At 54.4% G+C, this 24,795-nt stretch carries 24 protein-coding genes and 2 pseudogenes; 17 read left to right on the top strand and 9 right to left on the bottom strand.

The window, feature by feature from the left end; all coding sequences use genetic code 11:
* Nucleotides 1-14 precede the first annotated feature (14 nt).
* A complete protein-coding gene (locus tag AC2FIT_RS16995; RefSeq protein ID WP_496831217.1) occupies nt 15-1,166 on the bottom strand; it encodes an alpha-hydroxy acid oxidase in 1,152 nt (383 codons plus the stop codon).
* 371 nt (nt 1,167-1,537) lie between these two features.
* Between AC2FIT_RS16995 and AC2FIT_RS16990 the strand changes: the two genes are divergently transcribed.
* The 6 genes and pseudogenes from AC2FIT_RS16990 (at nt 1,538) to AC2FIT_RS16965 (ending at nt 7,859) form a co-directional block, all read left to right on the top strand.
* Nucleotides 1,538-2,950, top strand: coding sequence for a GMC oxidoreductase (locus tag AC2FIT_RS16990; RefSeq protein ID WP_496831216.1), 1,413 nt, complete (start codon nt 1,538-1,540; stop codon nt 2,948-2,950).
* Nucleotides 2,947-3,402, top strand: coding sequence for a hypothetical protein (locus AC2FIT_RS16985; RefSeq protein ID WP_496831215.1), 456 nt, complete (start codon nt 2,947-2,949; stop codon nt 3,400-3,402). The genes AC2FIT_RS16990 and AC2FIT_RS16985 overlap by 4 nt, the downstream gene beginning before the upstream one ends.
* An 880-nt stretch (nt 3,403-4,282) precedes the next feature.
* Complete coding sequence (locus AC2FIT_RS16980; RefSeq protein ID WP_496831214.1) at nt 4,283-4,639, top strand: DUF4158 domain-containing protein; 357 nt, start codon at nt 4,283-4,285, stop codon at nt 4,637-4,639.
* Entirely contained in the window at nt 4,560-5,927 is a 1,368-nt protein-coding gene (locus AC2FIT_RS16975) for a Tn3 family transposase (protein ID WP_496831213.1), read from the top strand. The genes AC2FIT_RS16980 and AC2FIT_RS16975 overlap by 80 nt, the downstream gene beginning before the upstream one ends.
* A 3-nt stretch (nt 5,928-5,930) precedes the next feature.
* A pseudogene (locus tag AC2FIT_RS16970) lies at nt 5,931-7,162 on the top strand (Tn3 family transposase).
* 130 nt (nt 7,163-7,292) lie between these two features.
* A complete protein-coding gene (locus AC2FIT_RS16965; RefSeq protein WP_496831212.1) occupies nt 7,293-7,859 on the top strand; it encodes a recombinase family protein in 567 nt (188 codons plus the stop codon).
* Between the two features lie 75 nt (nt 7,860-7,934).
* Here the strand turns inward: AC2FIT_RS16965 and AC2FIT_RS16960 are convergent, their stop codons facing one another.
* Nucleotides 7,935-8,174, bottom strand: a complete 240-nt coding sequence (locus tag AC2FIT_RS16960; RefSeq protein ID WP_496831211.1) for a hypothetical protein — start codon at nt 8,172-8,174, stop codon at nt 7,935-7,937.
* 259 nt (nt 8,175-8,433) lie between these two features.
* On the opposite strand from AC2FIT_RS16960, the gene AC2FIT_RS16955 reads away from it, so the two are divergent.
* Genes AC2FIT_RS16955 through AC2FIT_RS16945 form a run of 3 tightly spaced genes read left to right on the top strand, consistent with a single transcriptional unit; the run spans nt 8,434 to nt 10,583 of the window.
* Nucleotides 8,434-8,934: a Dps family protein gene (locus tag AC2FIT_RS16955; protein ID WP_496831210.1), complete on the top strand. Its 501-nt coding sequence runs from the start codon at nt 8,434-8,436 to the stop codon at nt 8,932-8,934.
* Between the two features lie 47 nt (nt 8,935-8,981).
* Nucleotides 8,982-9,290 (top strand): sll1863 family stress response protein, encoded by a 309-nt coding sequence (locus AC2FIT_RS16950; protein ID WP_496831209.1) that lies wholly within the window; start codon nt 8,982-8,984, stop codon nt 9,288-9,290.
* A gap of 18 nt (nt 9,291-9,308) precedes the next feature.
* The gene (locus AC2FIT_RS16945; protein WP_496831208.1) at nt 9,309-10,583 is read left to right on the top strand and encodes a DUF2254 domain-containing protein; all 1,275 of its coding nucleotides are present in this window, start codon (nt 9,309-9,311) and stop codon (nt 10,581-10,583) included.
* 340 nt (nt 10,584-10,923) lie between these two features.
* On the opposite strand, the gene AC2FIT_RS16940 is transcribed toward AC2FIT_RS16945, so the two are convergent.
* Nucleotides 10,924-11,769 carry a LysR family transcriptional regulator gene (locus tag AC2FIT_RS16940; RefSeq protein WP_496831207.1) on the bottom strand — a complete coding sequence of 282 codons (846 nt, stop codon included), beginning with the start codon at nt 11,767-11,769 and terminating at the stop codon, nt 10,924-10,926.
* An 86-nt stretch (nt 11,770-11,855) separates the two neighbouring features.
* On the opposite strand from AC2FIT_RS16940, the gene AC2FIT_RS16935 reads away from it, so the two are divergent.
* From AC2FIT_RS16935 to AC2FIT_RS16920, 4 genes are all read left to right on the top strand, one after another.
* Nucleotides 11,856-12,323, top strand: coding sequence for a c-type cytochrome (locus AC2FIT_RS16935; RefSeq protein ID WP_496831206.1), 468 nt, complete (start codon nt 11,856-11,858; stop codon nt 12,321-12,323).
* Between the two features lie 13 nt (nt 12,324-12,336).
* The gene (locus tag AC2FIT_RS16930; RefSeq protein WP_496831205.1) at nt 12,337-13,245 is read left to right on the top strand and encodes a c-type cytochrome; all 909 of its coding nucleotides are present in this window, start codon (nt 12,337-12,339) and stop codon (nt 13,243-13,245) included.
* A 157-nt stretch (nt 13,246-13,402) separates the two neighbouring features.
* On the top strand, nt 13,403-14,284 hold the full coding sequence (locus AC2FIT_RS16925) for a cation diffusion facilitator family transporter (RefSeq protein WP_496831204.1): 882 nt from the start codon (nt 13,403-13,405) through the stop codon (nt 14,282-14,284).
* Nucleotides 14,285-14,443: 159 nt separating this feature from the next.
* Complete coding sequence (locus AC2FIT_RS16920) at nt 14,444-15,247, top strand: hypothetical protein (RefSeq protein WP_496831203.1); 804 nt, start codon at nt 14,444-14,446, stop codon at nt 15,245-15,247.
* Nucleotides 15,248-15,341: 94 nt separating this feature from the next.
* Here AC2FIT_RS16920 and AC2FIT_RS16915 read toward each other — a convergent pair.
* The 4 genes and pseudogenes from AC2FIT_RS16915 to AC2FIT_RS16900 form a co-directional block, all read right to left on the bottom strand.
* Nucleotides 15,342-16,593 (bottom strand): annotated as a pseudogene (locus tag AC2FIT_RS16915) (IS3 family transposase).
* An 80-nt stretch (nt 16,594-16,673) separates the two neighbouring features.
* Nucleotides 16,674-17,321 (bottom strand): response regulator, encoded by a 648-nt coding sequence (locus AC2FIT_RS16910; protein WP_496831202.1) that lies wholly within the window; start codon nt 17,319-17,321, stop codon nt 16,674-16,676.
* Nucleotides 17,318-18,721, bottom strand: a complete 1,404-nt coding sequence (locus AC2FIT_RS16905; protein WP_496831201.1) for a sensor histidine kinase — start codon at nt 18,719-18,721, stop codon at nt 17,318-17,320. The genes AC2FIT_RS16910 and AC2FIT_RS16905 overlap by 4 nt, the downstream gene beginning before the upstream one ends.
* A 103-nt stretch (nt 18,722-18,824) precedes the next feature.
* Nucleotides 18,825-19,223, bottom strand: a complete 399-nt coding sequence (locus AC2FIT_RS16900; RefSeq protein WP_496831200.1) for a MerR family transcriptional regulator — start codon at nt 19,221-19,223, stop codon at nt 18,825-18,827.
* A 99-nt stretch (nt 19,224-19,322) separates the two neighbouring features.
* Between AC2FIT_RS16900 and AC2FIT_RS16895 the strand changes: the two genes are divergently transcribed.
* Together AC2FIT_RS16895 and AC2FIT_RS16890 are read left to right on the top strand one after the other, a co-directional pair.
* On the top strand, nt 19,323-19,646 hold the full coding sequence (locus AC2FIT_RS16895) for a hypothetical protein (RefSeq protein WP_496831199.1): 324 nt from the start codon (nt 19,323-19,325) through the stop codon (nt 19,644-19,646).
* 4 nt (nt 19,647-19,650) lie between these two features.
* Nucleotides 19,651-19,869 (top strand): GDCCVxC domain-containing (seleno)protein, encoded by a 219-nt coding sequence (locus tag AC2FIT_RS16890; RefSeq protein WP_496831198.1) that lies wholly within the window; start codon nt 19,651-19,653, stop codon nt 19,867-19,869.
* Nucleotides 19,870-20,060: 191 nt separating this feature from the next.
* Here the strand turns inward: AC2FIT_RS16890 and AC2FIT_RS16885 are convergent, their stop codons facing one another.
* Nucleotides 20,061-20,954 carry a MurR/RpiR family transcriptional regulator gene (locus AC2FIT_RS16885; protein WP_496831197.1) on the bottom strand — a complete coding sequence of 298 codons (894 nt, stop codon included), beginning with the start codon at nt 20,952-20,954 and terminating at the stop codon, nt 20,061-20,063.
* Nucleotides 20,955-21,237: 283 nt separating this feature from the next.
* Between AC2FIT_RS16885 and AC2FIT_RS16880 the strand changes: the two genes are divergently transcribed.
* Nucleotides 21,238-22,548, top strand: a complete 1,311-nt coding sequence (locus AC2FIT_RS16880) for a cyanophycinase (protein ID WP_496831196.1) — start codon at nt 21,238-21,240, stop codon at nt 22,546-22,548.
* A gap of 147 nt (nt 22,549-22,695) precedes the next feature.
* Here the strand turns inward: AC2FIT_RS16880 and AC2FIT_RS16875 are convergent, their stop codons facing one another.
* Complete coding sequence (locus AC2FIT_RS16875; protein ID WP_496831195.1) at nt 22,696-23,478, bottom strand: IclR family transcriptional regulator; 783 nt, start codon at nt 23,476-23,478, stop codon at nt 22,696-22,698.
* A 169-nt stretch (nt 23,479-23,647) separates the two neighbouring features.
* On the opposite strand from AC2FIT_RS16875, the gene AC2FIT_RS16870 reads away from it, so the two are divergent.
* Nucleotides 23,648-24,787 (top strand): TAXI family TRAP transporter solute-binding subunit, encoded by a 1,140-nt coding sequence (locus tag AC2FIT_RS16870; protein WP_496831194.1) that lies wholly within the window; start codon nt 23,648-23,650, stop codon nt 24,785-24,787.
* Nucleotides 24,788-24,795 lie beyond the last annotated feature (8 nt).

The following is a 24,795-nucleotide window of genomic DNA, read 5'->3' as shown; positions in this document are numbered from 1 at the left end:
GCTCTTGCCTCTGACTAGGTTGTTCGAAAGCGGATATTCTCGCGGCTCAGTTGGTCGACGCTAGTGACGCCCATAAGTTTCATGTCGCGTTCAATCTCGGCATGCATCAGACCCAAGGCCCGCTCTACCCCCGCCTGTCCTGCCGCAGCCAAAGGATAAAGATAGTGCCGCCCAACGCCAACTGCTTTAGCCCCCAACGACAGCGCTTTCAGAACATGGGTTCCGCGTTGCACACCGCTGTCCATCATCACGTCCAGCTTGTCACCAACCGCGTCCACGATCTCGGACAGTTGATCAAAAGGCGTGCGAGACCCGTCAAGCTGACGGCCACCGTGGTTTGACAGGATAATACCGGTGCACCCAATCTCGGCTGCACGCTTGGCATCTTGGACAGTCATGATGCCCTTCAGGCAGAACTGTCCATCCCAATCGCGCACCATCTGGGCCACGTCTTGCCAGTTCATCGACGGGTCCAGCATATCGGTAAAATACCCACCAATCGAACTGGCGCCACCGCCCATATCCACATGCTCTTCCAACTGCGGCAGGCGGAATTTTTCGTGGGTGACATAGTTGATCCCCCACATCGGCTTGATCGCAAACTGGATCATGCCACCCAATGTCAGGCGGAACGGGATAGAGAAGCCGGTGCGCAGGTCACGCTCGCGATTGCCGCCGGTGATGCTGTCGACGGTCAGCATCATGACCTCGACGCCCGCCTCTTTGGCACGCTGCATCATGGCCGCGTTCAAACCGCGATCCTTGTGGAAATAGAATTGATAGACCTGCGGGTTCTTGTGTTTCTGCCGAAGTTCTTCAAGCGAGACTGTACCCAACGAGGAAACGCCGAACATGGTGCCGTATTTCTCAGCCGCTGCTGCAACGGCGCGCTCGCCCTTATGGTGGAACAAACGCTGCAAAGCGGTGGGGGAGCAATAGACCGGCATATCCAGTTTCTGCCCCATCACGGTAACGGACATGTCCACATCCGACACCCCGCGCAAGACCGAAGGCAACAGATCGCAGCGTTCAAACGCGATGGTGTTTTCGCGGTATGTCACCTCATCATCCGCGCCACCGTCGATATAGTTGAAAATTGGCCCCGGCAGCCGCTGCTTGGCCAGTCGCCGAAAGTCGTGGAAGTTATGGCATTGGCTCAGACGCATATTTCACGCTCCGTAACAGGCGACCCAAGGCAGCCGACTGGCAAGGAATGGCAAGAGAAGGGCCAACGCCAAACCGACCAACTGCGGCACCACCAAGGGTATGACGCGTTTTTGCACACGCATCAACTTGATCCGGGGCTGGCAGAGGCATTTCACCAATAATAACACAAGGCGAACTGGCCGCGCTTGAGATTTGATCCGTTGCTGTAAAAGTCTGAGACAACAATCTGCGCGGCGTCTGTCAATTGTCTCGTAAAAACTCGACATATCAGTGTGATTTGACAAACCACAGTCGCAGGGTAGGCTGGAGTCACGAAGACCGTTGTACGATTGATTTTGTTTTGCGCCTCTTCAGAGGCTTGGGTGTATAGATGAATCGCATTGAACTTGCGGAGGTCGCGTCCCGCGAATGGGATGTGGTCGTTGTCGGTAGCAGTTTTGCTGCAATGTTTTTTGCACATGCTTTGCCGCTGGATTTGGACGTCCTTATCATTGAAAAAGGTGCGTTTCGTTCGCACGAAGCGCAGCTTCGGGATGGCTGGGGTGCCAGGGAAACAATCGCGCAACGCAACACTTCGGGTTCTGAAAAAAAATGGCTGAGTTTTTCAGTCTTCGGCGGAAATTCCAACTATTGGCATGGTGACACGCCGCGATTTCACCCAGATGATTTCCAGATGAATTCACTGTTTGGCGTCGGGATGGACTGGCCATTCGGTTACGATGATCTTAGCCCTTATTATGAGCGGGCCGAAACTTTGATGGAGGTTGCTGGCGGCAAGTCAAACCACATTATACCGCGCGCCAATCCGCTTCCTTATCCGCCGCATCCAATGTCCCGTTCCGACAAGGTTCTGCGGGATTACAGCCCGTCGTGGGTTCCGCTGCCGACCGCGCGCGCGAATGGTGGAACGCGGCCAAATTGTTGCGCGAACGGCGTATGCCGTATTTGCCCGGCAGGCGCAAAGTTCACGATCCTGAACGGTTTTGATCAGCTTGCACATCCGCGGGCCAGCTACGTGTTGGAAACCGAGCTCCGAGAGCTGCTGGTCGAAGGGGGGCGGGCAACGTATGGCATCCTGCGCGGCCCAAACGAGGAAGAGATCAAAGTCAAAAGCAGTCTATTCGCGCTGGGGGCCAATGCCATCTTCAACACTGCCATTCTGCTACGCTCCGGTGTGACGTCACCGGCGCTGGGGCGGTATCTGCATGAGGAAGCCTCACAGAGGGTGGTTGTCGATACGGCCACGATCAAGAACTACTTTGGCGGCACCTCTGAAACCAGCCACGGATATCATTTCTATCACGACACCGACCGATCGGAAGCCGCCGCTGTGCTGATCGAAAGCACGAACGCGATGCCCGACATTCGCGAAGAAGTCGGGAAATGGACCAACAGGTTGGTGCTGACTCTTGCAGCCGAGGATTTGCCTCTTGCCGAAAACAAGGTTCTTCTTGAAAATGACGTTCCGGTCGTCGAATGGACGGGCCACCATCCTTATGCATACAAGGGATTGCAGCGCGCGTTGGAGGGTCTGCCGGGCATCATTCCGGACACCCTCGACGGTATGACAGTCAGCGGCATCTTGCCCAGCCAGGCCCATATCCAGGGCACGCACCGCATCAGTACCGATCCTGCAGAAGGGGTCGTGGATGAATATCTAAGGCTGCACGAGGTTCCGAACGTCTTCGCTTTGGGCGCCGGGGCGTTTCCGACCTGCTCACCGGCGAATCCGTCCCTGACTCTGTCTGCATTATCCTTACGCGCGGCGGAGGTAGTACGATGATGATTTCAAGACGTGGCGCATTACTTGGAGGTGTATGTCTGGCAACCGTGATCGGCGGTCTTCGGTTTGCCCTGCAACCGGGCGCGATCAACGCCCACGCGCAGCAGGTCATCGCGCGCGTTTATGGCCCAGAAATCGCCGAGAAGCCTGCAACTGAGGAGTTCACAAGCGCCTATGAGAGCTTTTTGATCAACAAGGGTATGCCTGGTCACGTCGCCAATGCAATCTTCAACCTGAAGGGGGGAAATCTTCCCTACGTTGATGACGAAAGGGCGAAACTGGATAGTAGTATTGTTGTCAAATTTGCGACCTCAACCAATGTCGTGCTTTCAACTGAGACCGGATCTGACCTGGAGTTTTTCGGAATTTTCCACCCGGTCATTAATAGCTGCATCAATCAATTGTCACACAATGGACTGGCCTGGGCAGAACCGATCGCACAGTCCGGGTAAGCTCCTCCAGATTGCGGGATGCTCGGTCAAGGCACGGGAACTGTCACAAATTCTAGTCCAATGACCTTTCTGGCTGTAATGTGTGGGTGGGGCAATCGGTATTGACCAGTTTGAAGTTAATCTCTGGCTTTTCTCAGGTGTGCAGACTCCAGACGATGGTATCCCGTTCGGGTCAAGTCAGAGCGAGAGTCGACCAGGGCTGGCCCAAGGGTCTACGCCCAGATTGACCCGCAGGAGCAGAAGATAGCTAATCCACTCCAAAACCTGCATAAAATTTGAGGAGTAGGTTAGTAAAAGCGCTACCCGCTTTCCGACCAGAATACCGAAGATCTGTTCGCTGAGAGGGGCGCCACTGATCGGCGCGGTCAGATGATTGAGTTTTAACTGATTGCCATGCATGACGCGAAGGCGGCCAAGGCCATTACTACGCAGGGCTGTCGAGAAGGTTCGACAGTATCCGACACATCGACAAGAAATGGTGGAACAATCAGACTGCAAGCGAATATGCACCGTTGAAAGGACTACCGAGTATCCTCAGAGTTTTCGTTCCCCAAACTCCGCCGAATAAACTCCGCATGTCCTTGGGGCCATCCGCACAGTCAAGAACTACCTTATCCGCAAGATGGAAACAGACGTTCAGGAAGAGATCGAGCTTACGTACAAAATGTTCGCTCTGGCCGCATGAAACCTATGAGATCGGAAACCACGCGACCAGAACGCGTTCATGTAATTGTCCGGATTAGTCAAAGCTTGGCTTATTGGCCCAACCGCCCCGAGCGTGCACAGATACGCCTTATGAGGAACAATGGCAGAACAAGAGAACACTTGACGGTTTTCTGGTTCCTCGGGAAGTTCGCCGTTTTGGTCAAGGAGTATTCAGATGGATCGCGAAGAGCTGAATGTCTGGAGCCTGTCGTATGGCGAGCTAGATTTCGTTCAGGGATATCGTCACGCGATGCGCGCAGGGTTGGCGCTTCAGCTGGTTCATTTTCGAAGTCGCGGGTATTTTCCAGATACGCTCAATGAAATTGCAGACGACCGGGTTCAGTATGTTGAAGAACAGCTGGGCACCAATGTTCGTCCATACGATCTGAAATCAGACGCTGCCCGTCGTCACCGCCTTGATATCTTACGCCATCTTGGGTTTCGACGGGCGAATGAGCGGGATCGCGGAACTCCAAGCTGTGCTTGTCGAGGAGAGTGCCAGATCAGGCCCAACCATCGACCCTCTCATTGATTTTGGTTTCAGGTGGGCGTTGCAGAACGCGATATTCCTGCCCTCGCGGAAGATTGTGGAGCGCTCGGTCCGTTCTGCGCTGCATGCATTCCAAGAGCACTTTCTGGCAGAGGTCTCGGGCAAGGTTACGAAGAAGACAAGCGCAGCATTGGAAGAATGCCTTGCCCAACCACGAGCCGTGCATGGTTTTCTTCGGCTGAAAGATGATGTTGGAGCCGCGACTCTGGACAACGTTTTGGAAGCCGCAGACCGACTGGCCTTTATACAGGGCCTTGATCTTCCATTTGGTGTAATTGAGAATGCCGACCCGCCCTGGCTCAGACACTTTGCGCGCCGTGTCGAAGGCGAAACGGCCTATGAAATGCGCCGTCATGCCCATCAGAAACGGGTTGGGCTACTGGCCCTGTATATAATGTCTCGTAAATCGCACCTGATCGGTGCGCTGACGGATCTGTTGATTGATGTAATTCACCGGATCGGGACGAAATCCCGGCGCAAGGTGATCGGCAAGATCGCTGCCGACATTGAAAAAGTGCACGGCAAGGAGCGATTGCTGGTCGATATCACCACTGCGGCGATGATGACCCCAAATGGCAGGGTCTCGGATGTGATCTTCCCTGTTGCGGGCGCTGCTAAACTGAAAGCGATCATTGACGAGCATCGTGCGAAGGGTACGCTGGATGCACGGATTCAGATGGTGATGCGAGGTTTCTGGGCCAGCCATTATCACCGGATGTTACCCTCGCTGTTAACTGTGCTGAATTTTCGCTCGAACAATGAAAGCTGGCGTCCGATTCTTGATGCTCTGTCTTTGATCACTCACCTGAATGAGGAAGGGCGACGCGTCGCTCCGGCGTCATTGGCTCCCGACGGATCCATCCCGCGCAAATGGCGTGACACCGTTTTTGATCACCGGGGTCGGCTGAACGTTATTTCTTATGAAATCTGTATCCTGACACAATTACGAGATCGTATCCGTGCCAAGGAAATCTGGGTTGAGGGCGCGGATCGCTATCGCAATCCGGATGACGACTTGCCAAAGGACTTTTCAGAGAGGCGCGCGGCTTACTGTGCCGGACTGAAGCTCACCCAGGATGCGCGGGAGTTTTCCAACTCAGTTCGCGAGCAACTGGAATTCGAATTGCACGAACTGAATGGGACTTTGCCTTCCAATGACCTGGTCCGGTTTCGATGGTCTGGCGAAAACCGAATTTGTGTCACGTCTTTCGCACCAACGCCCGAACCACGTGGCCTCCTTTCATTGAAGGCAGAAATCGGAAGACGATAACCGATGGCAGGTCTGCTGGATGCATTAAAGGAAACGGCTATTGATACCGAGTTTCTGGATGTATTTGAAACCTCAGCGAGCCGTGAGGCGCTTGCGCGCAAGGTCAGAGACCAGCGTTTGCTTCCGTGTCTGTACGGTCTGGGCACCAATGCCGGATTGAAACGGGTGGCTACTGGGGTGCCTGAGACCAGCTATGATGAACTGCTGCATATCCGTCGCCGCTACATTGATCCGGCCTCGCTTCGGGCTGCGTCGGCAAAAGTCGCGGATGCCACTTTGGCGGTTCGGAACCCGGCCGTATGGGGTGATGCAGGAACTGCATGCGCGGCAGATTCCTCCAAATTCGGGGCCTGGGATCGCAATCTGATGACAGAATGGCACGCCCGATACGGCGGGCGGGGCGTCATGAACTATTGGCATGTCGAGCGCCAAGCGACCTGCATTTACTCTCAACCGAAACGCTGCTCATCTTCCGAAGTGGCGGCTATGATCGAAGGGGTTTTGCGCCATTGCACCGACATGGAAATCCAGCGCCAGTATGTTGATAGCCACGGCCAGAGTGCCATTGGTTTCGCCTTCTGTCACCTTTTAAGCTTCGAACTAGCCCCACGCTTGAAGGCCATTGCCAGGCAGAAACTGGCCTTGCCAAGCGCAGGCATACGAGGACAACTGCCAAATCTCATGCCCATCCTGGCTGGTACCATCGACTGGGCAGAGATCGAAAGACAGTACGATGAAGTGGTCAAATACGCCTCGGCCATGCAGCACGGCACGGCTGATCCGGAAGCGATTCTGCGTCGTTTTGCACGCGCCGATGTGATGCCCCGACTTATAGAGTGCTCGCTGAACTGGGGCGAGCGATCAAGACAATCTTTCTGTGTCGTTATCTTGGATCCGAGGATTTCCGCCGCGAGATTCATGAAGGGCTGCATGTGGTGGAGAACTGGAACAGCGCCAATGGTTTCGTGTTCTTTGGCAAAGACGGCGAGATTTCCAGCAACCGGATTGCCGATCAGGAAATCTCCGCCCATGCCTTGCATCTGCTCCAAGCATCCCTTGTCTATGTAAACACGCGCATGGTGCAATCCGTGTTGCCGGAACCGGGATGGGCAACCCGCCTGTCCGAGCGGGATTACCACGGCCTCACACCACTGATCTATTCCCACATCAACCCGTATGGCCGGTTTGATGTTGACCTGGACAAGCGGATCGACTTCGGAGCAATGGCCGCGTGATCTGTATGTCACATTTGGGTATACCCTCAGGAGACAGGCTGGTGTGACATGCAGGAATGTCACAAATGAGTGGTCAGTCGTTCATTGTTACAGTATCAGAGTGCAAACCACCCTAATGTGACAGAACGCCATGCCCAAGATCGGATATGCCCGCGTCAGCTCGTCAAGCCAGGAACTCGACATTCAGGAAGCCAAACTGAAGGCAGCGGGCTGTGAGGTCATCCGCTCGGAAACGGTTTCCAGTGCGTCTCGCGATGATCGTTCCGAGCTGGCGACAGTGATGGAGTTCCTGCGTGACGGCGACGAACTGGTCGTGCACCGCCTGGACCGTCTGGGCCGATCCACCCGTGATGTGTTAAATTTGGTTCACGAGTTGGACGCCAAGGGTGCGTCACTCCGCGTACTCGAACCCGAAGTCACCACCGCCGGTGACATGGGCCGAATGGTCATCACCGTGCTGGGTATGGTGGCCGACATGGAGCTCAAGTTCATCCGTGACAGGCAGCGTGCTGGGATTGACGCCGCTAAGGGCAAAGGCGTCTACAAGGGGAGGCGGAAATCCGTCGATGAGGAGGAGATCCGTCGATTGGCAGGCGAGGGCATCGACAAAGCCCAAATCGCCCGTCAATTGGGGGTGTCGAGAATGACCGTCTACCGCGCGCTCGCAGACACCGAAACCGAAGCCGACGTTGATTGAGACAGCGGCGAAGATGCCGAATGAGCCCAAAGCGGGCATAGTTACTTTGACAGCGGATCGAGCACTATACGGTATTCAAAAGCCGAGCGCGCGATACCGCGAACCGTCCTGGGACTTCACCAGAATGTTCTGCGGACTTTCCTGTCGCTCGTCCACAACCCGAAACTCACCGGAAGGCGCGTCAGTAGGTGGTTCTTCGAACTCATTGGAAATTAGACCGCGGCGGATGAGTTCACGAATGGCGGCCGCTCTGGATGGCAACCTGTTCTCGAACCGCCAATCATCGATTTCTTTAAGCTCTTCGAGGTCGAGCATCAGTTGCAGTTTTTCAGTGCGCTTTGGTGGTCGATTTTGATCAGACACTGGCATGACCTCAGTAGCTTACGTCAGTTACTCCAAGCATGTATGGCAATGGGCCTGTATGTCTGCATCAATGTTGGCATGTTGGACCGGATACCCAGGATCATGAAGTACCCCATGATGTGTCGGATACCCATGTTAAGTATATGTTTTTATTTTACTTTTTACGTATCGCCCTTAAGTTTTACTCCACAAGCAACGAAACGGAGTAATAATGATACAGCAAGTTTTGAAGTCTGAAGTTCAGGAAGAAACGAACGAAACAGGTATCGACAAGAACGCCTGGATCGCCAACGCGGTGACGGAAGTATTGGCCGATACCACGGTCCTGATGGTGAAAACGCAAGGCACACATTGGAACGTCGTGGGCCCACTTTTCCTGCCGATCCATGAGCTCACAGAGCGTCAGTATCGCGACCTTTTCGAAGCCGCGGATGAATTGGCAGAGCGTGTGCGCGCGTTGGGTCAGGTGGCACCCATCTCGTTCACTGACATGGTTAGCCAAGCCAAGCTGAACGAAGAAGAGACGGTCAAAGATGCAGAGGGCATGATCAAACAATTGGTCGCAGACCATGAAGCGATTGCCCGGAACCTACGTGAGACTGCCGCGACCGCCGCCCGTTATGGCGATGGAGCAACAGAGGATCTGATGAACGCCAGGATGGCGAAGCATGAGGAAGCGGTCTGGATGCTCAAGGCAATTGTTGCGGCCTAATGGGCGACTCCCCTTGATCTGAACCACCGCTTGAGAAGAAAGGAAAAATGATGACACGTGTTGGGTACGAGAAAAAAGCACAGCTGCAACTGGATAGTTGGAAGGCCCAGATTGATGTTCTTGAAGCCAAGCTGAAGGTGGCTGAAGCGGATGCCAAACTCGAGCTTGAGGAACAACTCAGCAAGCTCTACCAGTTAAGGTCCGACGCAGAGGCTCAGCTGAAAGAGTTGAAGTCAACCAGCGACGAAGCCTGGGAGGATGTCAAACAGGGCTACGAGGCTGCATGGGACGATATGCAGAGTGCTTTGAAGAAGGCGGCCGACCGGTTCGCGAAAAGCTCCATGCTGGGTTCATGAACAAAGCGCGTGTTGTGAATGGGGACCGGAATGCAAACACCTAGAGACTTAGTGAGGTATTTTCGCGGGTTCCTAACCATCCCTGCCGCCATTAGTCTGTCTGGGCTTTTGGTGGCTGGGGTTGTCTTCAAGACTGAGCATGCGCTTGTGGGCTGGGGTTGGACTACATCCCATTGGCTAAGCGTTTCAAATCGCACTGCGAGCGATGTACTGAGCGCAATCTCGGCAGCATCCATGTCCGCGTTGGTCATGGTCTATTCCATTGTTCTGCTGGTTTACACTTTGGCAGCAGGATCTATTGGACCCAGGCTCTTGCAGCGCTTTGGCGAAGACAGGGTAAATCAGATTGCGGTTGGCTCCCTTGGAGCAACGTTTTTATACAGCTTGATGATCTTGTGGCTGATACGCGACGACACATCCGTTAATTTGGCCGTTGCGATAGGAATAATCTATTCGATCATCTCAGTTCTTTTGCTGTTGCTGTTCGTTCATACAGTATCGACGCGCGTAACAATTGATCAGGAGGCGGCGCGGATTTCTGAAGCCTTGGATCGCCAAGTGACCACCGCAATCGAAAACAGTGCAGATATTCCGTCTTCAGCGGCAATCCCTGAGCACGGGGACAAACGTCAAGTCTCGGCTTCGGGCACTGGATATGTGAACTCGATCGATACCGAAGGTCTGGTGAGTGCGGCCGAAGAAGCAGGAGCAGTCGTCGTTTTTGATGTGCAGCCAGGTGACTTTATGGTTCCAACGGACACTTTGGCCAATGTTTATGGGGATAGTGACGAGAGCCTCAATGATCTAGTGCAAGCAGCAGCTCCGTTGATCCCCGCTCGAGATCCTAATGGAGATATCCGTTTTTCTGTCCATCTTCTCGTTGAAATCGCACTCCGGGCGTTGTCACCGGGTGTCAACGACACGTTTACCGCAATAGTCTGCATCGACCGACTTTCGGCGTCTCTGGCTCGAGCGTGGTCGTCCAAGCTCTGCACGGGTGTGTATCGGGATGACGACGGAGCCGTGCGGGTGGTTTATCCATCCATCACAGCAGAGTCCTTGTTTCACGACTCGATGCCAGCACTGAGACGCGCAGCCAGAGGCAATGGTCTCGTAACAGCAGCCCTCATACGAGCTTTGGCACGTATTGCTGAAGCAGCTCTAGAAGAAGATCTGCGGGCTGTTGTAGATGAACTATCTGCGGTCAGAGATGAGACCCGAGAAAGCGATATGCTTGAGCGCGATATTGATAAGCTTTGCGGTCAAGTAGAAACCGCAATTGAAGGGTTTTAGTCAACCGTCCTGGACCTTTGCAGTCCAGTTCGGCTGGGGGGTGATTTGTGAGTGGGCCATCCCCCAACTTATGAAAAAGTGCTTTTCGATTGGCCTTAGTTGCATTTCATCGAAAGGTAGTCACTGGGTTGTGAAACCAAACGGCTACTTTGTCCCGCACTACCGTCATTAGCTAATCAAGCAGCTAAGGCCCGGAATGAGCCCAGACCTACCAAGCAAAGTTAAAGCTATGCTGCATTTTTGATCAGCAGGTCAGAGCGCAAAGCAGACATATCCGACTGGACTTTGCAAATTTGGAAAGTCAAAAATGCAAGATCTCGAAAATCTGTGTTGCATGAAATCACCTAGCTAGCGCTTCAGATATACGCTCAACTAACGCCTTTTGAACAATGGCAAACCTAGGGGTTTGCGAGATTTCCTCTAACGTCGCGACCCACAGCGGAACTTCAATCTCAGAACATACGTCCTGCGACCTTTTAAGGCGGGTATCCGCATCGCCAAAAAATGACGGCAGAAAGGTTTTTCCAGCTCCCGATGCAGCCATCTGTTGTAGCACCAGAAAACTGTCTGCTCCGTTGGTCATTTCGTCGGCGCTCACATTCGCCTTCAGCCATTTGGCAGGAAGTGAACGGCTTAACGCCCCATCAAGCCTCATCCATTTGCGATTTGGGCAACCATCGTCAAAGACGCCGAAGGACAGCGTTCCTGCACGCTGCCCAACTAGTCCTTCTCCAAGCTTTATCGATGGGCGCACAGCAATGTCTGCTGTCAGTCTGGAAAGATCATGGTGGCTATTTTGGCTCAGCAGAGTCAAATTCAAGCCTGGGTAAAGAAGTGAGATCTCGTTCAGGATGCGAGGGAGAACGATCTGACAAAGACTATCGGTAGACGTAATGCGCACGTGACCCATAGGAGACCGGTTTGCTCCTACAACTGCTCGCTCCACCGACAGCACAGCGTCTTCGACGCTTTCCATGGCCGAAAAGATCGCACTGGCTTCGGGCAGAACGGAATATCCTGACGGGTTTTTTTGAAAAATCCGGCAACCATTGCGCTCTTCGAATGCGGCCACTCTGCGCAAGACTGTGGCATGCGTAACGCCCAGAGCCGCCGCCGCCGCGTTTAACGAACCGTATTTGCTTACGGCTAACGCGTACCTAATATCATTCCAGTTTTCATTGTTCATAAATTAACAGGGGACGACCAATAACAAACAATTACAAGTAAATTCGTTCAAGATAACATTCGGAGTATTGAACAGGGAGACACACCATGATGCAGAAAATTTCGATCATTGCGGCCGGTATTTTATCAGTGGCTGCAATTGGCACTGCCATCGCCCACGAAAGCGAAAACCCGGCTGTGAAGGCTCGAACCTCAATCATGCAACTCTACGCCTTCAATCTTGGTACACTTGGCGGCATGGCCAAAGGCGAGGTGGATTATGATGCCGAGGCCGCAACACGGGCTGCAAACAACCTTGTTGTACTAACGCAGATCGACCAATCCGCGATGTGGCCCCAAGGATCTGACAATGTATCCGATCCGTCCTCCCGAGCGTTACCTGCGATCTGGGAAAATTTCCCCGACGTGGGTGCCAAAGGGCAGGCCATGGCAGACGCCGCTATTGCGATGCAGGCTGCGGCTGGCCAAGATGTTGATGCCCTGAAAACGGCTATGGGCGATCTGGGTGGAAGCTGTTCGGCATGTCACAAAGCGTACAGAGCACCGAAAGACTAAATGGTAGAAAGCTGTGAAGCGGTTTTTCCTTTTCACTGCTTTCGTTGCACTTTTGGTTGGGTTGGCCGGTTTGGTGCTGACCCGACCACAAAGAATGGATCGATCTCAACTTGACGGTTTGAACCCAGATCTCGCCAGAGGTGAAATCGTGTTTTACGCCGCAGGATGCGCATCCTGTCATTCAGCGGCGGATGCGGTTGGTGAAGAAAAGCTCATGCTCTCCGGTGGTCGCCGTTTTGAGACGGAATTCGGCACGTTCATTGCCCCCAACATTTCCAGTGACCCAGAAGTTGGTATTGGGTCCTGGTCTGCCCTAGACCTGGCTAATGCTCTGATCCATGGAACCGGACCCGAAGGGCAGCACTATTTTCCAGCATTCCCCTATACATCTTACGCCAATATGTCGGCGGACGACGTCGTTTCGCTCCATGCATTCCTTGGCACTCTTCCAGCGACACCTTCCCTAAGCGCTGTGCATGAAGTTGGCTTTCCCTTCAACGTTCGACGTGGACTAGGAGGGTGGAAGCTTTTGTTCATGTCACCAGGCTGGGTGGTCGAAGGTGAGCTGACCGACCAACAAAAACATGGCAGGTATTTGGTCGAGGCGCTGGGTCATTGTGCTGAATGCCATACGCCGCGAAATAGTCTAGGTGGTTTGAAACGAGACCTTTGGCTGACAGGTGCACCAAATCCAAGCGGGAAAGGTCGCATCCCCGGCCTTACCTCAAACCAACTTGATTGGTCCGAGGCCGACATTGCCGAATACCTGAAATCTGGCTTCACGCCGGATTATGACAGCGCAGGTGGTGAGATGGTGGAGGTTATCGAGAACACATCTCGCCTCACGGATGAGGATCGTTTGGCGATTGCCGCCTATCTCAAATCTGTTCCTGTTTCGTCGACGGGGCTTCCATCAGAGTAACAGTCATTTGGCGTCTTGCGGCGGGGACCAGATGCTGTCGCCGTTAAGAAGCCGTGAGGCCTATTCCCTTTTCACCAAATACCTGTTTACGTTTTGAACATCGGAGCTCACCAATAACCCGAGTTTCTGTTCATGATTGACTGAGGGTCGTGGTCAAATGGCACAAAAAATTGCTCTTTGGTCCATTCCGATATCCATTGCCGTACTGGCTCTGAAACTTCTCGCTTGGTGGCTGACAGGCTCGGTGGCTTTGTTATCTGACGCGATGGAATCCACCGTGAATGTCGTTGCGGCGCTGTTGGCGTATTTCGCAGTTCGGGTCGCAAACAAGCCTGCTGATGAAAACCACCCCTTCGGTCACAAAAAAGCCGAGTATCTTTCTGCCGTCGTCGAGGGCGTTCTGATTGTGCTGGCAGCGTTCTTGATCATTAGAGCAGCCGCACTAGCGCTCCCGAACCCCCATCTTGAGGATGCACCACTTCTTGGAATCGCCGTCAATGTCATTGCAACGGGCGTGAATGGCGTATGGGCCTACCTATTGCTCAAAATCAGCAGGCGCGAGGGTTCGCCTGCATTGGAGGCAAGCTCCCGGCACATTTTCACAGATGTCATGACTTCAGTTGGTGTCATCGCGGGGCTTATACTTGCGCTTGTTACCGGCTGGCTTATCCTCGACCCAATTCTGGCAATTCTCGTTGCGCTGAACATCTTGTGGGAGGGATCGAAAGTTATTCGAGCATCCGTCGATGGCCTTATGGATGTGAGCCTTTCCGATCATGACTTGCAGACGGTTTCTAACGCTATCGAAGCAAATCTCGGAGCAGCCTTGGAATACCACGACCTAAAAGGGCGTAGATCCGCAAATGTCATATTCGTGGAGTTTCACCTTGTTGTGGACGGCGAAATGCCAGTCAGCGCGGCGCATGATATATGCAATGACATCGAGGAAGAATTGGATCGTTTGTATCCGGGTTCCGTATTTGTCATTCACCTCGAACCTGATGACGAATTGAAGGGTGACGGGGTTAGAACCCACTAAACTGGTCACATGGCTCAGCAAAAACTCTATTGGTTTGACTGATCTGACTAAGACGTTCGGCTTGAAATTCGTCAGACCTAAGCCCGATGTGGGAAAGCCGAACCAGAAGTAACCTGCCTCCAACGTCACGAAGCGTGATGCTCAGAATTGGAGGCGAAAATGAAAATTCAAAGAAAGCTGGGTCAACTTCTTAGTACCGCGGCATTGGCTTCGTTGATTGCGGCGACGCCTTATGTGCCAGCGTTTGATGCCGATGGTCGCCTGCATTTTGAACCGTCCTATGCCTTTGCCAAGAGCGGCAAGGGAAGCGACGGGGATGGTCGCGACGATGATCGTGACGACAACTCTGGGTCAGACAATAGCGGCGGTGGTGGCGACCGGGACGATGATCGTGATGACGATAGAGACGATGATCGCGACGACGACAGAGATGATGACCGTGACGACAAATCGGGATCAGGAAAAAGTGGTCGCGACGACGATGATGATGACTCCAAGCGTTCCAATAAAGGCAGCGGAAAGAAGGATCGGTCTCAAGCAGGGGGCAAACCGTCGGGTTCGGCGGGGATAACGAAGGTCGAAACAAACGCTAACGGCATTGAAGTGCGTTACGCCGACGGAACCAAGGAGGAAATCGAAAACGGTCGGTATGAGAGAAAAAATGCTCAGAACCGAACTGTTGAAGAGCGTCCCGCGACTGGTGCTGACATCTCAAGGCTTCGGTCTTTGGCAAATGGCATCTCAATCGACAACGTGCGTTCTTCCGGGCAAGGCGGCACTGCTGGAAGTCGGCCCACGAAGATCGAACGTCAGGGCAACAATATCGAAGTAAACTATGCCAATGGTTGGAAAGAGGAAATCGAGTTTGGCCGCTACGAGTTGAAAGACCCTTACAACCGGACTGTTGTTGAGAGAAACGCAACGGCCTCTGATCGCCGGAGGCTACGGTCGGTTGCCAACTGAACAGCAGCACCAGTCGATAATTCGTTGGCGGCTTCTGATAGAGAGTGGCCGCCATCGTCGTTAAAGATGACCTGCCCCCCCGAGGCTCCCTCATTCATAACGTGAGTCTGCGGGCCTGGCTTTCATATTCCTCAGTTTCGGTCTGGGCAAGCGCGCCGGCCGCGGAGCCCTCAAATTGCTCAAGCGTCCGGCACGCTTCTGCAGGTGTCTGGTTCCCGAGCGATGAGTGTGGTCTGACGTTGTTGTAATCGTAACGCCATAGCGCCAGCTTTCGGCGGGCATCGTCCAGACTGTCGAACATCTCCTCGTTCAAAAGTCCATCGCGTAGACTGCCGTTGAAGCTCTCGATGAAGGCGTTCTGCTGCGGTTTGCCAGGATCGATGTAGTGCCAGTCGACATTGTTGTCGTTGGCCCATTTCAGGATCGCCCGGCTGGTGAACTCTGATCCATAGTACGTTGGGAATTTCCGGCTGCTTAGGTCAGCAGGTCATGGAGCATCCGGAGCCCCGGACGCCCTGACAGGTTTGCCGCAGAGCCGGACAAGCGCGTCCAGCTCCCGCACGACACGGGCACCTGAAATGCTGGTATCAGCCATCAAGCACAGGTTCTCGCGGCAACAATCATCGTTCACAGCCAGAATGCGGAACCGGTGTGAGGCCCCGAATGTGTCGGACAGGAAATCCAAGGACCAGCGCTCACCTGGCCGCAACGCCTCCGGCATCGGCGTCCTCAATCCCCGCGCCCGCTTCCGGCCCCGTCGTCGCCTGTCGCCCAGTTTCTCCTCCGTGTACAGCCGATACAGCTTCTTGTGGTTCATGATCATTTCCTTGCGCTCCAGCAGCACCCCGATCCGCCGATAGCCGAACCGACGGCGCTTGGCGGCGACGGCCTTCATCTCTTTGCGTATCTCTGGGTTGTCCCCCTCTCATCGAAACTGCGTTTCGACTGCCGGGGCAGGCGGGACGGGCGTTCGTGTCGGACGGTCTGCGGATCGACACTGACAAGTCGGCAGGCCCGGCGTTGCGAGATGTCGTGATCCCGCATCGCTCTGAGCGCTGCCTCTCGCCGCTCATTCGGTGTCGTCAGTTCTTTCCTAGAAGATCCTTCAGAACTGCATTGTCCAGCATCGTATCGGCCAGCAGGCGTTTAAGCCTGGTGTTCTCGTCTTCCATTGCCCTTAGCTTAGCAACGTCGGACACATCCATGCCGCCATATTTCGACTTGTATTTGTAGAACGTGCCCTGGCTGAGACCGTGCTTGCGGCACACCTCCGCCGTCGGCATCCCGGCTTCCTGTTCTTTGATCATCCCAATAATCTGGGCTTCCGTGAAACGGCTCTTTCGCATCTGTTTGCTCCTTCAAGAGGTTGAGCAAACTCTACATCAGATCGAGGGAAGATTCGGGGCGCAGGTCAAAGAGACCGCTGTTAATCTCCCTTGTTCCAAACATCATGTGCAATAAGCGCGGCCTCTACCCGATTTCGCGCATGAAGCTTGGACAGGATTGCCGTCATGTAGTGCTTCACGGTCTTTTCCTGAAGGTCTAACTCTTCAGCGATTTCACGATTACTCAGTCCTTTGGCCAAACGTCTAAGTATTTCTTCCTCACGACGCGTTAGGTCATCAAGAATGCTGCTGTTAATTGACATGCCGGTGTCAGCGTTGAGTTTAAGCAAAACCCGCGAGGCCAAGCCTGGAGAAACGAACCCTTCACCTGCGGCGATGCTGTGTAGGGAAGCAGTCAATTCGCTCGCGGTTACTCCCTTCACAATGTACCCAATCGCGCCCGCCTCCAAGGCGTCCGCGACATCGCTTCTATTCTCTGAGACAGTCAAGATTGCAATGAACGGCGGATTTGCCATCGCTGCAATTTCACGTGTCGCACTTATCCCGCCACCGGGCATCGAGAGGTCAAGAATGGCTATGTCCGGCTGATGCGTGACGACCAGCGATACTGCCTCTTCCGCACTGGACCCAGCAGCTAAAACTTCAAAACCATCAGCTTCATCCAGCGTGCGTTGCAAACCATCCCTGAATATCGGGTGATCATCGGCTATTACGACAGATGTAGTCATGATGTGCCTAACTTTCTGGGAAAGAGTGTCATAGAAACAGTGGTGCCCTCACTGGGTCTCGATGCGACTTCAAACCTACCGCCAATACTCTCGACCCGATCCCGCAAGCCCATAAGCCCCTGGCCACCATCGTCTCGCAACGCGGTTTTTTCTGACCTGTCAAAACCAGGTCCGTCGTCTTTGACCTTTACAACTATGCGGTCGTTCTGCGCCTCAGAGATAACAATGCACTTGGAAGCTGGAGCATATCTCGCGGCATTGGAAAGCGTCTCCTGAAGGAACCGAAAAACGCACAGCTTGTCGGACAATGACAACTCTGGGGCCTGGCTACCCAAAAGTGAAATGTCCGGTCGCAACGGGCTGTGTTCGACGTGATCCTCTACGGCTCTCTTCACAACATCGACGAGTGACAAGCTGTCGATATCTGGCGCGGAAAGCCCTCGCGATATTGCACGAATTTCAGCCAGAGATTTTTGCAAAGACTGCTGAATTTCCTCTGCCTCTTTAGGCCTTTCGGACTCTTTGGAAAACGCCGCCTCCAGTCTAAGTGCGGCGAGCGACAGGTATTGCGCAGGACCATCATGTAGCTCGGCACCGAGTTTTTTGAGGAACCGATCTGTTTGCGTGGCATATCTTTCTGACGCCTCGACCACACGCAAACGCAGCCGAGCATTCTGCTCGGCCATCCTCTCACTTTCTGTCAGACGCTGATTAAGAAGAGCCCCCTGTCGTCTAATTGTCTTGTCACCAATTGCGACGATGGAATACAGAACAATAGTACTTGCCAGAAATGCGGAACCGACGACCAACCAACTTGTTCGCCTAGCCTTGGCCAAATCTATCTCCAGCTGATCAGCTCTTTCGTAGAACTCCGCAACTGCGATGATTTCGCCGGACCAGAGTTCGCGGATGGGACTGTAAACTTCAAGTAGTGGTATCCCCAATGCCGCCTCGGCGGCGCTCTCGGCGTGATCAAGCTCTTCGAAAGAGCCAGAGATATCACCGCTCCACGCTCGCCTTAAGTCATCCGTTGGATTGAAGCGGTTTCCAATTATGTCTGCATCCGAGGCATGCGCAATCACACCGCCTTGCTTCCAGAATTTGTAGGAAACGATGCGGTCACGCATTGGCTGGGTCATAAAAATCTCGTCCAGCGCTCGGCTCGCCTGCTCAGAAAGGCGGTCGCCATGTGCCAATTCCTGGCTGAGCGGGGATACTACGCTTTCCATATACAGCGCTGCGGAGTCGGCGGAGTTTTGCACGACTGCGTTCTGGATTCGATTTGACACCCAGACCCCGACGAATGCGGTAGCAGTACCCATCACGAAAATGCTGGCCGCAAGGAAGACTCGCGACAACGACCAATTGCCAATCGTCAGGTCAGCTACTTTCGTTCTCATCGTGAAATCGACTATGAACTACAATCTGTTATCGCACCACAGACCTTGGTCTGACGTCATTTAGCTAAATCTGAGACCCTGAGCTTCCGCGCAGCGGCCAGAGTCAGATATCATCCATCGTTCTCAGTCTTTGCAGCATCGGGCAGTGAACGTTACCACTATCACAATTGGCTGTAAGCTCACTCAAGGCACGCTCCAGGCGTCTGAGCTCATCAATCTTGCTTCGAACGCTGGCAATGTGTGCCTCGGCCATTTCTTTCACTGACCGGCAATCTTCAGCACTTCCCTCTGACAGCTCTAAAAGCACCTTTGTGTCAGATAGAGGAAACCCCAGGTCGCGGCACTTCTTCAAAAATCGAAGTCTTCCCACATCGTTTGCTGAATAGAGGCGACGATTGTTCAGAGCTCGTGCGGGTCTTGGTACGATACCTTCGCGTTCGTAGTAGCGGATGGTTTCTATGCCGACCCCGCTTTGCCGGGAAGCCTCACCTATCGCAATCATGTGAAGTGCCTCCACTTGATCCTGTAGTTACTACAGGAGTTATACGCTCTGAATGTCGACTCCTCAACACAATCAAATCGAGTACCCAGGGAGCGCATGATGAAGAAATATGTGACTCTCAGCTACCTGGGATCGGTTTCCGCTCTGGGGATCGCAACATGCTGTGTTCTTCCAATGGCCATGATGTTGTTAGGCTTGGGTGGCAGTTGGTTGGCGGTATTCGGAAGAATAGCCGCGACAAGCTATTATGTTCTCGCCATTTCAACAGCGCTCGTCGCGGTTTCATGGATCGTAGCGCATCGAAACGGGACGCTGGCAAATCTGAAATGGTGGCTTGTCGGAAGCACGGCGATCACCGCGCTTTCATGGGCCATCGTGTTCAATGAGGCGCAAATCAACGATTATTTAATCATGCAGATGTGAGACAATGACAAAACAAACTGTGGTGTTGGATAGCACTTTGACCTGCCCTCGGTGTGGACACATTGAAACCGAAAGAATGCCAACTGACTCGTGCCAGTGGTTTTATGAATGCAAATCATGCAAGGCAGTCTTGAAACCATTGGAAGGCGATTGCTGTGTTTTTTGTTCCTACGCAACTGTCCCATGTCCGCCAATTCAAGACGGCAGTTCTTGCTGCGGTTAGCGGCAATGCCAGCTTTCTGCGCATTTCTGACGTTCTACGACCGGGATGCTGCTTGGCAGCGAATTGGAGCTTTGTCCCGCATCCTACCTGTTCAAACAACGCGCAGCGAATGGTCACTGCATCGTGCGTTCCTCTTGTGTTCCTCATAACCCCCATCTGTGCACGTTCGGGGCGGTTGGGCCTTATTGGTTCTACCCCGAGACAAAGCGCGCCAATGCTGCCGCAAGCTTTTCTGACCGCTTGATGTTTTCCACGTCAGAAATGATGAACTCGCTGACCAATGCCTCGATCAGGGCCAGGCCCGGCAACGATGAGGAGGACAGGACAGGGTGTGCGGCTGGGGCGAGAAGCAGCTCGCTGCAGTGCGGAACAATCGGGGCCACCCTTGCGTCGGTCAGGCCCAAAACACGCGCACCGTTTTCCTTGCAATACCGCGTTAATGGCACAACGTCTGCGGAATACCGGGGGAAGGTGATCGCTATCAGAAGGTCAGCCTCTGAAACTGCCACAAGCCGGGCTGCGGCGGCCTCTGTGCCGCCAAGGTCGACCACGCTGTGCACCCCTTCGCGATAGGGTTGCAACCCAAGGCTTAGCATTGCTGCCAGATGTGCGCTCAGGCCAAAACCCATCACCCAGACCTGCCGCGCATCTGCGATCAACTTGCACGCGGTAGAAATGGCACGAAGCATCTCGACATCAGACAGCAACTGCATTTGCGCGTGGGCCGAGGCCAGGCTTTCGCCAGCTGCCCCCGGACCCGGACCCGGCGTGCTGAACCTAAGCCCAAGCTTCGACACCGGTACGATCAGTTCATGCACGGCGTCAGCGACTTGGGCGCGAAACTGGGCATAGCCGTCGACGCCAATCTCCTTCACATAACGGCTGATCGTCGCGGCCGAAATCCCAGTCGCCGCCGACAAATCTTCGATACCGCGCGTCGCAACGAAGACCGGATCTTGAAGGATCAGGTCCGACAGCCGACGCTGCGACGCCGACCCTTCGGTCTTAAGCACCGTGATGCGCCGCCCGATTTCAGACTCTGCGAACTGCTGGTCTGCAGAGACCGACCAGGCTTGAGTTGACATTTTTTCTTTCATTTTATATTCGATGAAAAATAATCGATCATACTATAAACCAGCGACCAATGGCACTCAAGAGCCGACGCCTGGTGGATGCGTACCGTAGTGGTGCCATCAAACAGGGCCTCAAACACGTAATCAAGACAATGGGCGCGTATGCTATGGCGCTCTGGCAGGCGTTAGCTGACGTAACGCCTGCGCCCGTTGTCAAAACGGGGTCTTTTTGGGCGCGGGACGACTGGAACCATCGCCGCCGGGCGTATCCCGGCTACTTAAGGGAGAGAAGACCGTGACAACTACCAAAAATATCATCCAGATGACCGGCCCTATAGCGCGTCGCAGCATTCTGGCAGTCGGCCTGGCCGCAACTGCGGCCCTGGCTTGGATGCCTGCTGCGCCTGCCTTGGCCGATAGCAATTCTGGCGGCGGTCTTTTACTTGTCGGCGGCGCGCTCCGCGCATCCAACACGGCCGTTTACGAGCGTTTCATTTCGATGGCCGGCGGCGTTGATACTGCCCGTATCGGGGTGATCCCGGCCGCGTCGGGCAAGCCTTATCGCAACGCCCGTAAGTTCCTGGACGAGATGGCCGCGTTGGGTATTTCCGAGGACCGACTGATCCTTTTGCCAATTTCCGTCAAAGACGACAGCAAGACTGACGAGGACGAATCGACTTGGGTCGACAATGGCGACAACCCAGAGGTCGTGGCCCAGATAGACGGGCTGAGCGCGATCTGGATGATCGGCGGGGACCAGATGCGTTTGCGCCAAACGCTCCTGAACGCCGAAGGCAAAGCACGACCCGCAGCTGAGGCGATGTCACGCGTTCTGGCACGCGGCGGTGTGATCGGCGGCACCAGTGCTGGTGCGGCGATCATGAGCCAGGCAATGATCGCCTCGGGCGACAGCTATTCCGCGCTAACGGTGGGGTTCGCCGATACCTACGGGTCATCCGCGGAACAGGATTATGGCCCGGTCTGGCTTGATACCGGTCTTGGCATCTTTGAACATGGGGTGATCGACCAGCATTTCGACCGCCAGGCCCGCTATGGCCGTCTGGTTGCCACCACCTACAAGCACCGCGACACCACACCGCTTGGGTTCGGGATTGAGGAGAATACCGCACTTGTCGTGACCGGCAATACCGCCGAAGTGCTGGGCAGCGGCGGAGTGCACGTGATCGACGTGCGCGGCACTGAGCGCAGCGAGGATGGCAGCTATGACAACGTCCGCGTCAGCTTTTTCCAACAGGGCGATGGCTGGACCTTTGGCGAAGGCTTTGTGAACACCTCCGAGAAATACGAAACGATTGGCGGCGACGAGTATTTCCAGACCCCCGATCCGGCCGTCTCTGGCGTTTTCAGCCGCAACGCCACGCTGAAGCACTTTGTCTCTTATGACCTGGTGGACAACGCCTCGGCCAGCGAAGTCGTGACGTACCTGTTCAACCCACGGATTTCCGACAAAGGGTTCGAGCTGCGCTTTAGCCAGGACGAGAACACGAAGGGCTATTGGAAGGCGCTGGATGGACAGGCCGACAGTTATGCCTACACCGACGTGCGTCTCGACATCACGCCAGTCACGGTCGCGATCTCAAAGTAACCACGCAGGACCCCGGAGGCTCTTTCCCGTCTCGCCGGGGTCCATCCCAAACCTTTTCGGGTTCGGCAGATCACTATGAAACAAGTCGGCTTTGCTGCACACGCCACATGACGCTCTCAGCGCGTTGCCTGTAGCAGACTCGCGATGCTATTTGGACGAAAGCTGCCTACCCGCTACCATTAGCCGTTCCGCGTAGTCATTCTCCAACTCTTCGGGTGAGACAAGGAAAGACGGCCCACCGACGTTGAGGCCGTAGATCGTCGAGCCATCCAGCGACGTCACAGGAACAGCGATTGCGTTGATCTCTTTCTTCCAGTCGCCAAAGCTGCGCACATAGCCAAGTGTTTCATAGTCGCCTACGGCAATATCGACACTCGCCTGGATACGGGCCTTTTGCTCCGGGAACTCCGCAGCCCCTAACGAAACAGCCGCTGCCCTTGCATCTGGCTTAAGCCGAGCAAGTATGGCCCGTCCAACAGCGGAGTAAAAAAGAGGCAACCGCGCGCCGACATAAAGCGACAATGTCACCGCTTGCGTAGACTTTTGCGTTGCAACATAAATCGCTCGGTTTCCCACCTGCTCTGCCAGAGCAACGGTGACGTAGGAGTTGGGCCCGACGCTCAGGGCTTCCATTTCGGGCAGATAAAGTTCGCTGACACTCATGGCGGAAAGCGCGCTGAAGCCCAGTTGCAACACCTTCGCGCCCAGCCGGTATTCGCCGGACTCGGGGTTACGAACCAAATGGCCGGTCCGGGTCAATGTGTGTGTAAGCCGCGACACCGTAGGTTTCGCGAGGCCTGATCGCATGGCCAAAGCCGAATTCGAGAGGTAACGGTTTTGGCCATCAAAGGCGGAAAGTATATCCAGCCCGCGCGCCAAGGCGGTCACAAATTGCCGATCAGTTTCAGCGTCGCCATCAAATTTCTCCATACAACTTTTTCTCCCAAATAATCGCGCCATCATTTCGCTATGCGAACCACAAGTCAACATTTAGGCGCTGTTCATTTGAGCATCAGCAAAAAACATTGACTGAAGAATTATTTTGCGAAAGATGCGTTCGCATTGCGAACCTAATTCGCGTTCGAGGGGGATCGATTCTATGAAGTTTCTGACTGCCGTGGCCGCCGCCGCATTATTGGGTGTTTCGACAGCCGCACGTGCTGCTGATCTTAATCTGCCGAAGCAGCTTTCCTGGACGGCCTACGGCACGGGAACCGCTGGCTACAATCAAGCTGTTGCCATTGGCGCTGCCCTGCAAACCGCCACCGGTACCAACCTTCGGATCTTGCCGGGGAAGAACGACGTGTCGCGGACAGAACCCTTGCGTCAGGGCCAGGTGCAATTCTCAGCCACAGGCGTAGGCGGCAGCTTCATGGCGCAAGAGGGCGTCTTCCAGTTTGGTGAGCAGAAATGGGGCCCGCAGCCCATACGTGTATTATTAGCCAACTCCGGTGGTGCCATTAACCTTACGGCTGGAGTTGCAGGTGACGTGGGAATTCAGGAATTCTCTGACCTCAAGGGCAAGCGTGTTGCCTGGGTCACTGGAGCGCCGGCGCTCAACGCAAACACGACGGCTTATCTGGCCTACGCTGGTCTGACTTGGGATGACGTCGAGCGCGTAGATTTCGGTGGCTACTCTGCATCCTGGAAAGGCTTGATCGAAGGTCAGGTTGATGCGGCTTTTGCTTCAACCAATTCGGGACCCGCTTACGAAGCGGCGTCTTCACCGCGCGGACTTTTTTGGCCTGAAATTGATGAGAACAACACCGAGGGTCTTGCACGCATGCAAGAAATCGCGCCGTTTTTCCAAACGAACACGGCCAAAGTTGGCGCGAATATCGACGGAACCGACGGTCACAAAGGCGCTGCGTATGCCTACCCGGTTCTCGTAACTACGGACGCACAAGAAGATGCTCTCGTCTACAATATGACGAAGGCGATGATAGACCTTTACCCAGAGTATGACGGTAAAGCGCCAGGCATCGGTGGCTGGTCCATCGACAACCAGAACTTCGAATGGGTTGTTCCATACCACAAAGGTTCCATCCGCCTGTTCAAAGAGCTGGGTGTATGGACCGACGCGGCCCAGGCGCATAACGACGAACTCCTGCGCCGGCAGCAAGTTCTGCAAGACGCGTGGAACGAGTTGAAGGAAACAGGCGCTGATGACTGGACGACCGCGTGGGAAACCAAGCGCCGGGAAGCACTCAAAGCAGCCGGCCTTCTAGTCGTTTTCTAATCGATCAG

Source organism: Ruegeria sp. YTSA135 (assembly GCF_059610165.1).
Note: the sequence above shows the minus strand (reverse complement) of the source record. Positions and strands in the feature narration are given on the sequence as shown.

Excerpts from the sequence above, each read along its gene's own strand:
- AC2FIT_RS16995 (WP_496831217.1), bottom strand. The coding sequence starts at position 1,166 with ATGCGTCTGAGCCAATGCCATAACTTCCACGACTTTCGGCGACTGGCC.
- AC2FIT_RS16990 (WP_496831216.1), top strand. The coding sequence starts at position 1,538 with ATGAATCGCATTGAACTTGCGGAGGTCGCGTCCCGCGAATGGGATGTG.
- AC2FIT_RS16985 (WP_496831215.1), top strand. The coding sequence starts at position 2,947 with ATGATGATTTCAAGACGTGGCGCATTACTTGGAGGTGTATGTCTGGCA.
- AC2FIT_RS16980 (WP_496831214.1), top strand. The coding sequence starts at position 4,283 with ATGGATCGCGAAGAGCTGAATGTCTGGAGCCTGTCGTATGGCGAGCTA.
- AC2FIT_RS16975 (WP_496831213.1), top strand. The coding sequence starts at position 4,560 with ATGAGCGGGATCGCGGAACTCCAAGCTGTGCTTGTCGAGGAGAGTGCC.
- AC2FIT_RS16965 (WP_496831212.1), top strand. The coding sequence starts at position 7,293 with ATGCCCAAGATCGGATATGCCCGCGTCAGCTCGTCAAGCCAGGAACTC.
- AC2FIT_RS16960 (WP_496831211.1), bottom strand. The coding sequence starts at position 8,174 with ATGCTCGACCTCGAAGAGCTTAAAGAAATCGATGATTGGCGGTTCGAG.
- AC2FIT_RS16955 (WP_496831210.1), top strand. The coding sequence starts at position 8,434 with ATGATACAGCAAGTTTTGAAGTCTGAAGTTCAGGAAGAAACGAACGAA.
- AC2FIT_RS16950 (WP_496831209.1), top strand. The coding sequence starts at position 8,982 with ATGATGACACGTGTTGGGTACGAGAAAAAAGCACAGCTGCAACTGGAT.
- AC2FIT_RS16945 (WP_496831208.1), top strand. The coding sequence starts at position 9,309 with ATGGGGACCGGAATGCAAACACCTAGAGACTTAGTGAGGTATTTTCGC.
- AC2FIT_RS16940 (WP_496831207.1), bottom strand. The coding sequence starts at position 11,769 with ATGAACAATGAAAACTGGAATGATATTAGGTACGCGTTAGCCGTAAGC.
- AC2FIT_RS16935 (WP_496831206.1), top strand. The coding sequence starts at position 11,856 with ATGATGCAGAAAATTTCGATCATTGCGGCCGGTATTTTATCAGTGGCT.
- AC2FIT_RS16925 (WP_496831204.1), top strand. The coding sequence starts at position 13,403 with ATGGCACAAAAAATTGCTCTTTGGTCCATTCCGATATCCATTGCCGTA.
- AC2FIT_RS16920 (WP_496831203.1), top strand. The coding sequence starts at position 14,444 with ATGAAAATTCAAAGAAAGCTGGGTCAACTTCTTAGTACCGCGGCATTG.
- AC2FIT_RS16910 (WP_496831202.1), bottom strand. The coding sequence starts at position 17,321 with ATGACTACATCTGTCGTAATAGCCGATGATCACCCGATATTCAGGGAT.
- AC2FIT_RS16905 (WP_496831201.1), bottom strand. The coding sequence starts at position 18,721 with ATGAGAACGAAAGTAGCTGACCTGACGATTGGCAATTGGTCGTTGTCG.
- AC2FIT_RS16900 (WP_496831200.1), bottom strand. The coding sequence starts at position 19,223 with ATGATTGCGATAGGTGAGGCTTCCCGGCAAAGCGGGGTCGGCATAGAA.
- AC2FIT_RS16895 (WP_496831199.1), top strand. The coding sequence starts at position 19,323 with ATGAAGAAATATGTGACTCTCAGCTACCTGGGATCGGTTTCCGCTCTG.
- AC2FIT_RS16890 (WP_496831198.1), top strand. The coding sequence starts at position 19,651 with ATGACAAAACAAACTGTGGTGTTGGATAGCACTTTGACCTGCCCTCGG.
- AC2FIT_RS16885 (WP_496831197.1), bottom strand. The coding sequence starts at position 20,954 with ATGTCAACTCAAGCCTGGTCGGTCTCTGCAGACCAGCAGTTCGCAGAG.
- AC2FIT_RS16875 (WP_496831195.1), bottom strand. The coding sequence starts at position 23,478 with ATGGAGAAATTTGATGGCGACGCTGAAACTGATCGGCAATTTGTGACC.
- AC2FIT_RS16870 (WP_496831194.1), top strand. The coding sequence starts at position 23,648 with ATGAAGTTTCTGACTGCCGTGGCCGCCGCCGCATTATTGGGTGTTTCG.